The sequence below is a fragment of the Halomonas sp. ML-15 genome (assembly GCF_014779595.1).
In the GTDB taxonomy this organism is placed as follows: domain Bacteria; phylum Pseudomonadota; class Gammaproteobacteria; order Pseudomonadales; family Halomonadaceae; genus Franzmannia.
On the sequence record NZ_JACXZT010000019.1, the window covers coordinates 1,533,483 to 1,544,544 of the forward strand.

Sequence of the window (11,062 nt, forward strand, 5' to 3'; positions counted from 1 at the left end):
CCGTTCGGATGATAGCCTAAGTTAACTGGATTGCTACCCAAAGCAACAATTTGACTTAATGCAACATGAGATGCATGGCCTGACTCTCATCCTTTCCATAGCATTTCTCTCGCATCCGGTAGCTGAAGTGGCTTAGAAGTCAGAGCAGGAGGCTGGTATGCAGGTGTTATGCGTCCCCGGCAGGCGAGTGGCCATCCGCGGTTGCGAATGGTTCTTCCGCCGAGCCGATCCCAGCGACACAATCCGTGTGCTCTACTATGCCGCCGCACGTTTCGAGTGTGGCCTGAGCCCTGCTTCGAGAAAAGCCGACTGTTCATCGAGTCCCCATTGCGCCAGATCACCTCGACGGATGACAAGATCCCTAGGGCCGCAAGGTAGTCATGAACACTCCTCAACAGATCAACCCGGTACGGACAATATGATGCTGTTTGTCTCATCCCAGATTAAAAAGCAAAGCTATGCCTTTGATTAATAAAAGTTTTACCAAAGCAGATGCGACACCGCGAGCCTCGGCGTTGATAGAGAGCTTGAGGGATATAGGGTACTCGCTGTCAACTGCTCTTGCTGACATCATCGACAACTCTATAACTGCGGGCGCATCCACCGTCCGCATTTTCGCGGACACCCTTACCGATAGCCCATCGATTGCAATTATCGATAACGGTAGCGGCATGGATCAGGAAGATTTAATCGAAGCGTTGCGACTAGGCAGCAGGAACCCTCGCGAGGAAAGGACAGCATCTGACCTCGGGCGGTTCGGTCTAGGCCTCAAGAGCGCCAGTTTTTCTCAATGCCGCAGGTTAACCGTTTTGTCTCGACGAGGCGGCTCTCTGGCTGGTGCGCGATGGGACCTAGACGACGTTGCCGAGACCGACCGCTGGGAGATCTCGTTGATCGAGGACGACAGCAACATCCCCCACGCTGACCTTTTACGCAGCGACGGAACTTTGGTTCTTTGGGAGAAATTAGATCGGGTAGATGGCGGATATCGGCACGATGCACGGAAACGTGCGCAGCATATCAACAGTGCGTTGGCGGGTGCGGAGAGGCATCTCCGGATTGTATTTCACCGCTTCATGGAACGCGGCGGTAAGGGCAAGCTCTCGATATCCATCAATGATCGCGTCTTGGATCCGATCGACCCGTTCGCTACGAAACACCCAGCAACCCAGATTGATCCCGAAGAAACACTGACCCTCGCGCAAGGTATTGTGCGTATTCGCAGCTTCACCATTCCCCACCACAAGCTCCTGCAGAAAGACGAGTGGGATAAGCTTGGTGGGCCCGAAGGACACCTAAGATCACAGGGTTTCTACATCTACCGTGGTGATCGCCTGATTATCAGTGGTAGTTGGCTTGGCCTAGCGCGACAGACCGAGCTAACCAAGCTGTGCCGTATCAGGTTGGACATCCCGAACACGATGGATGCCGATTGGAAGATCGACGTCAAGAAGGCGTCCGCTCAGTTGCCACCAGTGGTACGCGAGCGGCTCAAGAAGATCGTAGAACGCTTTGTGCATACATCCAAGCGCACCTATAGACAGCGGGGACAGAAGCTGACCGACGAGTCACGGGTACCAATGTGGCAACGGCTTCTGAAGGATGGGTCGATCGTCTATCAGCCGAACTCCAATCATCCAGTCCTCGTCGAGTTCGAGGAGTGCCTGCCCGAAGGCCTACGGCAGGGGTTCAGGAACTGCATCTCGCTCGTCGGCGCTGGCCTGCCGGTAGACTCACTGCACGCTGACCTGCTGGGCCAGGCCGAGACCGTCAAGTCGACAGAGGCGGAGATGGGTGCGCTTGAGCAGGCCCTGCACTCGATGGTTCCGCACCTACTCGAGCAGGGTATCTCTGAAGCGGGTATACGCTCAATGCTGAAGACGACTGATATGTTTCGAAACGAGTGGGAGCGGGTTGAGCCCGTGCTCGCCATAATTTTCGAGAAGGGAGGCCCAGAATGACAGGCCAGTTAGACATGCTTGATAACATGGTGTCCCAAGGGCTTGCGGATAGCACTCGACGCACCCCGGAAGGGATCAGAGGGCTTATTGCCTCAGTACGCCAGGCGCCGATTTTCCCGGATGTGAATGATGAGGATGCCGAGATGCTGGCGCGCGCGATCGAGGAACGGATCGGCGTCAGTATGGGGCTTGGTGCTACGGTGGACGCCAGTGACTTCGAACCGTGGCTCGAGAGAGTTCGTCCGGAAATCGAGAGTGGATCCGATCCTTGGTACTACTGGTCGCGCTACAAGAAACTACTTTTCAAGAAAAAACTTCCTCATGACGTCATTTACGGGACAGACCAAATAACGGACACGATCCTTGGACGCCTCGGGAACCCACGAGACAAACGGCACTGGGATCGAAAGGGCATGGTCGTCGGGCATGTCCAGAGCGGAAAGACTGCCAACTATACCGGTCTTGTCTGCAAGGCCGCCGATGCCGGATATCGGTTGATCATCGTGATCGCAGGGATCCATAGCAACCTGCGTAACCAGACTCAAGGACGAATCGATGAGGGCTTCATCGGGCGCGATACCGGTCGCCTCGCCCAGTTGGGCACCCGCGAAAAGCCCAAACTGATCGGGGTTGCCGAGTTCGATGACAGGTTCACCCCAGTCAGCCTCACCAATACGATCAAGGATTTCAACAAGACCACCGCTACCTCGAACACGAGCCAGATCGCCTCCTATGCGGTACCGGTCGTGCTCGTGATCAAGAAGAATACTCATACCCTGCGCAACCTGACCGAGTGGCTGCGCGAGCACAGTGCCAACCATTCGTCCGAGATGGTCGACCAGCCAATGCTGCTGATCGATGATGAGGCGGACAATGCATCCATCAATGTAAAATACGGAAAGAACGAGGTCTCCAGGATCAACGGGCAGATACGGGAATTGCTCGGCCTTTTCCGCCGCAGCTGCTATGTAGGTTACACCGCGACCCCGTTCGCAAACATCTTCATCGACCCTGAGCAGGATGAAGCGATGGAGGCGGAAGACCTTTTTCCACGGGATTTCATCATCGGCCTCGATGCCCCGAACAACTATTTCGGGCCACGCAAGGTATTCCTCGATGGCATGCCGGATGAGGAAGAGCCGCTCTATCTGCGCAACATCATCGACAACGAGGATGTTCTACCGATCCGGCACAAGATTGACGACGATCTCGTTTCGGTCCCCCCCAGCATGATCGAGGCGCTCCGTGCATTTCTTATTGCGCGGACCATCCGGGACTTGCGGGGACAGCGCGAGCAGCACGCCTCGATGCTGGTCAACTCGAGCCGTTTCACCCGCATGCAGGGCCTTATACGCAACAGGCTTCAGGAGGCGCTCGACACGATCCGGGATTCCATCCGCATAAACGCGTCTCTGGGTGAGCGGGGCATTCGGGATCCGGAGATTGCAGCGCTGCGTGATATATGGGCCGCCGAGTACCATGAAGCATGGTCGGATTGGGGCGAGATCCAGACGCAGATGCTCAGCTCGATAGGTGGTGCGAAGGTCGTCGAGGTGAACAGTCGAGTCAATGACCTCGATTACTCCGCGGCTGGTGAGCGCGGGCTGACCGTGATCGCAGTCGGGGGCTTCTCACTGTCGCGAGGCCTCACCCTCGAAGGGCTGACCGTCTCCTACTTCCTGCGCAACTCAATGATGTATGACACTCTCATGCAGATGGGGCGCTGGTTTGGCTACCGGGGTAAATATGAGGATCTGTGCCGGATCTGGATGCCGCCTCAGGCGATAGGCTGGTATGCCCATATCGCCGAGGCCACCGAGGAACTTCACGAAGAGCTGCGTCGCATGCAGCGAGATAAGGCGACGCCCCTGCAATTCGGTCTGGCGGTGCGTAGTCATCCTTCGTCCCTCCTGGTCACCGCGCGAAACAAGCTGGGATCTGGCGAGAAACATGTGAAGATTGGCCTTTCAAACGGTTATGTCGAAACACACAAGCTAATCAACTCCCCTGAAATTCAGGAGGGCAACAGGAGCGCAGCCCGGGCTCTTGCCTTAGCTCTGCAAGCAGACGGTCATCACTTGACCGATGATGCGCGTGTGAGCGGTGGCTTCCTCCTAAGAGACGTCGATGTGGCTCTTATAGATGATTTCCTACTTCGTTTCCGGAATGCTCGAGAAAGCGTAGGGACGACCATTGAACCACTACGCCGATATATCAATGAGCGTGCCCTTGATGAACTTGGCAAATGGGATGTTTTATTCGCAAGCGTCAGCGGTAACGAGGCCAATTCGGATATCCTCGGCTGGCCGATCGGCCCTGCTCGAAGGAGCATAGGTGTTGATAACCTTAAGGACGGCATATTGTCGGTCAGTGGATCACGTGCGCGTGTTGCCTCGAGGGGAGTCGAAAAAATTGGTGTGGCACTAGAGGATGCTACCCGTGCCGAAGCCGACTTTCTGAAGGACCACTGTCTCGATAGACCCGGGAAGTCGAATTTTCCAGACCATATCTACAGGGGGGTGCGCAAGAAACCTCTTATGGTACTTTTCCTGCTTTCGGTCAAGCTTCCTGACAAGACGGAGCACCCTGAAGCGAATGAAAAGCTTTTGCCGAAGGAACCGGTCGTTGCTTTCGGGATCAGCTTTCCCCGCTCGTCGTATCCGGACAAGAAGGTCGAGTATGTCATGAATACCACCATGCTCCGCGAATTGTTCGGCGAGGAAGATCTCGATGAGGATGCGGAGATGGTGGATGTCTGAATTTAATCCGTGGCATGGACTGGAATTCGATGAAGCGCGCCGCGTCGACAAGCGAGGGCGCCAAGATTTTTTCTGGGCGGTTGTCGAAAACGATGACGTGGCCCTCGCGCTCGCTCTGCCGGACGGTACCGAGAGGGTCCTGCCGCTTCCGAAGATCAAGAGCTTGGATATAGGATATCGGAAATTGGGGGCGCGAGACGCGCTACTCGTGGCGCTCCGTGATCCAGAACAAGTCGATCTTTTCGCCAACCTCTGCATGGACATCGTCTCGGCAGGTGAGCAAGGGGAAACACCTTCCGATGCCCTGGATCGCACCGTGCGGCGTACTCTGCGGTGGCACCATCTGCTGCGGGGTGGGTCTTCTGAGCGCTTGAGTGTCGAGGAACAGAGAGGATTGGTCGGGGAGCTTCAGGTACTCCACCTCCTCTGCGCCGAGATCGGGGCAGAAGCGGCGATCGAAGCTTGGCGTGGCCCCGAAGACGGCGCGAAGGACTTCGAGCTTCATGGCATGTGCATAGAGGTGAAGGCGCGCCGGGGTGCAGCAAGGCCACAGGTACAGATCTCATCCGCAGACCAGCTCGCGGATGTGGCAGGCGCCGATGTCATTCTGCTGGTCCATGACGTCGATGCCGCAATCAAGCCAGAGGGAATGACACTTTCGGATCATATTCAGGTCGTGGAGGATATCTTTCAGTCCACGACCTTGGCTGCCTATGGCACTTGGGAGCGACTGCTAGCAGCAGCAGGGTTTGACTGGGCTCACGACTACAGTGATAGACGCTGGACCGTTGGTAAGCGCACTGCATTCCGTGTAGAGGACGGCTTTCCCCGCATTCCTTCTCCCGTACCTATGGGTGTTCTCAACGTGAAATATGCGATCGCACTCGATGCCTGTACCGCGTTCATGGTCGAAGATGACCAGCTTCTGACCAAGATCGCGAAGACTCAATCTTCCACTGATACAGAGGGAATGTGATACATGTCGGAGCTCAGTGAATTTCATAGGGAACTAATCGCGGACATCCAAGGCGAGGCAGATGTTGGTGGGACATACACCACGGAGGCCTTCTTCGAAAAGATGGGCGACATCCTGACCGAAGCGGGCGAACTGGATGGCGCGGACTATGCGTATTTCGAGGGTACGGGCCAAAACGGGGTTGTACTGCAGGTGGATGGTTACGGTGGTGATCCACGGGATGCCCAAGGCATTCTAAGCTTGATTCTGTGTGATTTCCAAGTCACAGACGAAGTTCGGCTTTTCCGAGGCGAACAGCTAAAGTCACGCTTCAATCGCTTGGCGGTCTTTCTTCGACATGCCCTTAGAGAAGATTTTCGAGAAAAGCTGGAGGAAACAAGCTCGGGCTTCATGCTGGCTGATCTCATTGCAACCACATGGTCTAGTGTTGAAAAGGTCAAGCTGATTCTAATCACGAACGCAGAAAAGCGAGTGAAGGCGGATGGCCTATCAGCAGGATCAATTGATGAAAAACCTATCACTTACAGCGTTTGGGACTTGGCGAGAATTGAAAAGTTCATTCGTTCTGGCCAGACTCGCGAAGATCTTCTGATCGATTTTGAAAAAGATTTCGGTGGAGCATTGCCCGTTCTGCGAGCATCGATGGGGAGCACCTCGCTAGAAAGTTATATGGCTGTGATCCGTGGAAGCCAGCTGGGGGAGATCTACGAGAAGTGGGGGACACGCCTTCTTGAAGCGAATGTGCGTAGCTTCCTTCAAGCACGAGGGAAAGTGAACCGTGGGATTCGCGAAACTCTGGAAGATCAGCCGGAAATGTTTTTTGCCTATAATAATGGCATTACAGCGACCGCTGATAAGGTTGAAATACGCGAGACGGATGATGGCCCAGTCCTCGTCTATGCGGACAATCTTCAGATCGTGAATGGTGGCCAGACAACAGCCTCAATTCATGCTGCACGAAAAAAACGTTCCAATCGTCCAAAATCACGCCTGGCCGAGGTTTACATTCAAATGAAATTAAATGTAGTGCCACCTGATATGGAAGATAACATTATTCCTAATATTTCGCTTTATGCCAATAGTCAGAACAAAGTAAATGACGCCGATCTGGCATCAAATCATCCATTCCAAGTGCGGTTGCAGGAGTTTTCACGGCGTGTGCTTGCGCCAAAAGGATCGAACGCATATCAGGAAACTAAGTGGTTCTACGAGAGGGCGCGTGGTCAATTTCCGGACGAACGTAGTCGACGAACCGAAGCAGAACGAAGAAAGTTCGATTCGGAGTATCCTCGGCCACAGTATTTCAATAAGACAGATTTGGCAAAATTTGAGAATTCTTGGGCCGGCTTGCCGCATATTGTTAGTGGTGGTGCGCAGAAAAACTTTGTCGCTTTTCAAAAAGAAGTAGCCAAGGAGTGGAGCAAGTCTGATAAGAGATTTGATGAAACTTGGTTCAAGCGAATGATAGCGAAGGCAATAATCTTTCGCCGGCTCGAAAAGATTGTTCCACAGCAAGCGTGGTACGAAGGTGGTTATAGAGCGAACATAGTCACCTACTCCATGGCCAAGCTGGCCTATGACACATACGAGCAGGGTAAGCTTGTCGACCTCGACAGTGTCTGGCGGCAGCAGTCGGTCCCTGAGCCCTTGGAAGATGCGCTCCTATTGACGGCTGAGGAGGCTCATGACGTTATCATTCACCCACCGGAAGGTGTTCGGAACATGAGCGAATGGGCCAAAAAGCAGGCCTGCTGGGCTCAGATGCAAGATCGAAAAATAATCTATTCTTTAGGGTTGACAGAGTTTCTGATCACACCGGTAGAAGCCGCTTCGGCGGTTAACCAAGAACGTAGTGAGCAAGCTGAAATTTCAAAAACTAATAACGTGATTTTTGTTGTTAACTGCGGAGGATTGTTCTGGAGGCAAGCTCTAGATTGGGGGATGAAGTATAAGCTTCTTTCACCTGCTGAATCTGGAGTTCTGGAGAAATGTAGTAGGATACCAAACTATATTCCATCCGATAGGCAGTGTAGTATCGCTGTGAAAGCTCTTGAAAAATTGAAAGAGGAGGGCTTCACAGAGCAACACCAAGGAGGGGTTGAAAAAACTTATAATTGATGATCAGGTTGGATAGTGCCGTGATTTTCTTGAAATGAGCTAGTAAGTGGATAGGGGTCACTTCAGATAGAGTTGTGAAGGGCCGGGCTATGCTTGAGACCTTGGCTCAGGCCTGGATTGCCTGAGCCTGCTTCTCCTCATTTAGCTCTACCCGATCCATAACCTGTTTCACCTTGGCGGCAATGCGCTGAGCGAGAAGGGGGGGGACGGCATTTCCCACCTGAACATACTGCTCGGTCCGGTTTCCCTCGAAGTAGTAGTCATCAGGGAATGTCTGCAGCCGCGCCGCCTCGCGAACCGTAAGGCTACGGCACTGGTACGGATCGAAATGGATGAAATAGTGTCCGTCCTTGGAAATGTGGCTCGTAATCGTCTTGGATGGCTGCCCCTCTAGGACCACCTTGAACCTGTCGGCAAATTTTCCGGACTTCCAGTTGGCATGATCGGGGGCGAGAGAGTCCAGATAGATCTCCTTGGTGCCGATCGGCGAACGCTTCATGACCTTGGCAAAAGTCGCGCAATACAGATATCTGGCCAAGTCAGTTTCCATGTGGCTCCTAGCCTCATGGTTGTACCACAGCCCCTGCACGTTCGGGTTCTGAGCGCCGTGGTACCACTTCTCGAGCTCTGTCGTCGGGCCGACAGGTCTAAGTTTCGCCTTGGAATCGTGGCGTCTGTCCAGCTCTTCGTGCGGAGCTTTCGCTATCTCGAGAAGCTCTTCTGCAATACGCTCTCTGTCATCCTGCTTGATATGCTCACTATGGTGGCGTTGCAGCTCTTTTGCGACCTTGTAAGCCACACGTCTGATCGTCGCATACCAAGCATCTTTGGAATCATGACGGCTCAACCCGCTGCGAAGTGCCGGAAGCTCGTCTAAGACCTGCGCGGCAGTCATTTCTACGTCATCACCACTCCTTGGCATCTGAATGCTAGTGGCGATCACTGAAGCGCCTAAATGTGTGACAATGTCGTTGCGTACACCAACCAAGATTACACGGTGACGAGCCTGGGGTATGCCGTGCTGCTCGGCCTTGATCACAAAGGAGTTGTATTCTTCCTCCTCGAGTGGGGCAGGGGAGTCGAAAAGTCCTATGCTTCTTGGGTAGTAGACTCGCTCATCCTCGACAGAGAAGATCGTGTATCCATCTTTTTTGGACATCACGCTTCTAGGACCCTTGTGCCCGGTAGCTTTGGTAGGATCACGCAGGTCCTCCAGTATCTGACCGAAGATCCGGTCCTTGCCAACCCGTGACGTCAGCATGCCCCTGACGTTCTCCATGACAAAGACAGCAGGTCGGAACCTCGCGATTATGTTCAGGTATTCTCGATACAGGAAATGGCGATCGTCTTCCTCGGGTCGATAATTCTTGTTTCCGCGGTTGCGCACACGACCAACTACCGAATAGGCCTGGCAGGGCGGCCCCCCAATCAGCACCCAGTTGTTGCAGCCTGCTAGCTCCTTCCGTAGGCGGTCCTCGAGAATTCGGTTGCCATCTCCACTTCCCAGCTTCAGACAAAGTGCCTCTTCTTGAGCCTGCTTCCATAGATGCTGCACGTCGGAGCGGCATGAAGGGTGCTCGCCTCCCTGCAGGTAGTCATAATACGCTGACATCCCCATGCCACTGTCATGCAGCAACCGGTAAAATGCACGCAGGGTCAGAGTACGATGAGCAGCAGGATCTTTTTCCACGGATACGAGTGTCTGGAATTGACGACTGCCGTCGGACTTCCGTATCGAGCTGAAGCCTTCGCCTAAGCCGCCCGGCCCCGCAAAGAGGTCAACTACGTGAATCGGCTTCGTCATCAATGATAACCTGCAATTCGTTCTTGGAAAGTGGGGGGGCTATAAGCATGCCCGATGTTGTCGATAGTTCGACCCGCTCGCGCATGATGCGGGCGATAAAGGGCCGTGACACCCATCCCGAAATTGCTCTGCGCAAGTACCTTCACGCCCAAGGATATCGGTTCAGGCTTCACCGCAAGGATCTGCCGGGGTCGCCTGATCTCGTCCTGCCGCTTCATAACCTAGTCATCTTCGTACATGGTTGCTTTTGGCACAGGCATGCTGGCTGCTTCTATGCCACGACCCCCGGCACCAGGCCGTCATTCTGGGAGGCCAAATTCGAAGCAAATGTCCGCCGAGACCAGCGGGCATGCCAAGAATTGAAGCAGTTGGGATGGCGTGTCCTGGTGGTCTGGGAATGCGGCTTCAAGCACTGCCGTAAGCAACTATCCGACATTCCTGAACTGATCCAAGCCGTCAATCTGTATCAGGAGTGGCCATCCCGACCACCAAGGCTTCGCTCTTCCTAGCCTTGCATTTCTCCGTGACGGAACCCGTTATCGGACGCAGCCGTCTCCGGACGGCGTATGATACCAGGTTATCCTCGTGGGGCTAGCATTACCATACCTGAATGGGCCGTGTTCTGGCTGAGCCAGGCAGCTCACCTGAACAAGAACATCAAATGTCTGCAATCGATTCGCCCTCTTTGCTGATCTCCTCGGCGGACAGGGCGCTCCGCAGCCCGCTGCCAACCAATGCACTGCCATCAAAATTGCTTAGCGTCTAGCCTGGCTCATTCCAGGTCGCATAGGCTTGTCGTCACCGAGCGATCCAAAGGGATACACGTAAGACCCGCCTAATCTCTCTTCCCTGACAACCACTCAGCGGCTAATTTCCATTAGCGACTGCTTGTTGCTTGTGGCAGGCCTCATAGATAATACTGTATAAAATCACAGCTATCTAGAGGGGCGTCACTCATGCCGCCAGAGAGACTCATCCCAGCACATCCCGCCCCACTCACCCTGGCACTGCCGTTTCGGCCTCTCGGGCTTCCCCTCGCCCGCCCAGGATTACGAAGGCCGAACGCTCGACCTGAATGAGGGATTCGTGAAGCGCCCCTCGGCCACGTTCTTCCTGGCGGTAACGGGCGACAGTATGGAGCGCCTGAGCATTCAGGAAGGCGACACTCTCGTGGTCGATCGCTCCATCGAGCCCCGCCCAGGCCACATCATCGTCGACATGGTCGATGGTGAGATCACCGTCAAGCGCTATGAGCTGCGCGGCGATGTGGCCTGCCTCTGTTCCGGCAACTCTCGCTACGCTCCGATCCCGCTCGTCGACATGGAGTGCCAGGTTGTCGGCGTCGGAGCTATAAGTCCGTAGATCATCAAAACAGATTGTCCCCCCGACCCGCATGGCCTTCCCTTGTTGGTGACGAAGCCTACAAGAGATCGAGCCATGCTGA

7 protein-coding genes are annotated in these 11,062 nt (G+C 54.4%); 6 read left to right on the forward strand and 1 reads right to left on the reverse strand.

Translation table 11 applies throughout. The annotated features are described in order from the left end of the window. Positions 1-458: 458 nt before the first annotated feature. Genes IEI94_RS18830 through IEI94_RS18845 form a run of 4 tightly spaced genes read left to right on the forward strand, consistent with a single transcriptional unit; the run spans position 459 to position 7,814 of the window. Entirely contained in the window at positions 459-1,961 is a 1,503-nt protein-coding gene (locus IEI94_RS18830; protein ID WP_191168780.1) for an ATP-binding protein, read from the forward strand. Continuing rightward, positions 1,958-4,720 carry a Z1 domain-containing protein gene (locus tag IEI94_RS18835; RefSeq protein ID WP_191168781.1) on the forward strand — a complete coding sequence of 921 codons (2,763 nt, stop codon included), beginning with the start codon at positions 1,958-1,960 and terminating at the stop codon, positions 4,718-4,720. Before IEI94_RS18830 ends, IEI94_RS18835 begins: the two co-directional genes overlap by 4 nt. Continuing rightward, complete coding sequence (locus IEI94_RS18840; RefSeq protein ID WP_191168782.1) at positions 4,713-5,696, forward strand: PD-(D/E)XK motif protein; 984 nt, start codon at positions 4,713-4,715, stop codon at positions 5,694-5,696. Before IEI94_RS18835 ends, IEI94_RS18840 begins: the two co-directional genes overlap by 8 nt. Before the next feature lie 3 nt (positions 5,697-5,699). Then, entirely contained in the window at positions 5,700-7,814 is a 2,115-nt protein-coding gene (locus tag IEI94_RS18845) for an AIPR family protein (RefSeq protein ID WP_191168783.1), read from the forward strand. Positions 7,815-7,920: 106 nt separating this feature from the next. Here the strand turns inward: IEI94_RS18845 and IEI94_RS18850 are convergent, their stop codons facing one another. Next, positions 7,921-9,618 carry a DNA cytosine methyltransferase gene (locus IEI94_RS18850; protein WP_191168784.1) on the reverse strand — a complete coding sequence of 566 codons (1,698 nt, stop codon included), beginning with the start codon at positions 9,616-9,618 and terminating at the stop codon, positions 7,921-7,923. A gap of 47 nt (positions 9,619-9,665) precedes the next feature. Here IEI94_RS18850 and IEI94_RS18855 point away from each other — a divergent pair, with 47 nt between their 5' ends. Together IEI94_RS18855 and IEI94_RS18860 are read left to right on the forward strand one after the other, a co-directional pair. Beyond that, positions 9,666-10,127, forward strand: a complete 462-nt coding sequence (locus tag IEI94_RS18855) for a very short patch repair endonuclease (RefSeq protein ID WP_191168785.1) — start codon at positions 9,666-9,668, stop codon at positions 10,125-10,127. A gap of 562 nt (positions 10,128-10,689) precedes the next feature. Beyond that, complete coding sequence (locus IEI94_RS18860; RefSeq protein ID WP_224750314.1) at positions 10,690-10,980, forward strand: LexA family protein; 291 nt, start codon at positions 10,690-10,692, stop codon at positions 10,978-10,980. Positions 10,981-11,062: the final 82 nt, after the last annotated feature.

Bases quoted from the DNA above. Each gene is read 5' to 3' on its own strand.
- IEI94_RS18830 (WP_191168780.1), top strand. From the start codon at position 459: ATGCCTTTGATTAATAAAAGTTTTACCAAAGCAGATGCGACACCGCGA.
- IEI94_RS18835 (WP_191168781.1), top strand. From the start codon at position 1,958: ATGACAGGCCAGTTAGACATGCTTGATAACATGGTGTCCCAAGGGCTT.
- IEI94_RS18840 (WP_191168782.1), top strand. From the start codon at position 4,713: ATGTCTGAATTTAATCCGTGGCATGGACTGGAATTCGATGAAGCGCGC.
- IEI94_RS18845 (WP_191168783.1), top strand. From the start codon at position 5,700: ATGTCGGAGCTCAGTGAATTTCATAGGGAACTAATCGCGGACATCCAA.
- IEI94_RS18850 (WP_191168784.1), bottom strand. From the start codon at position 9,618: ATGACGAAGCCGATTCACGTAGTTGACCTCTTTGCGGGGCCGGGCGGC.
- IEI94_RS18855 (WP_191168785.1), top strand. From the start codon at position 9,666: ATGCCCGATGTTGTCGATAGTTCGACCCGCTCGCGCATGATGCGGGCG.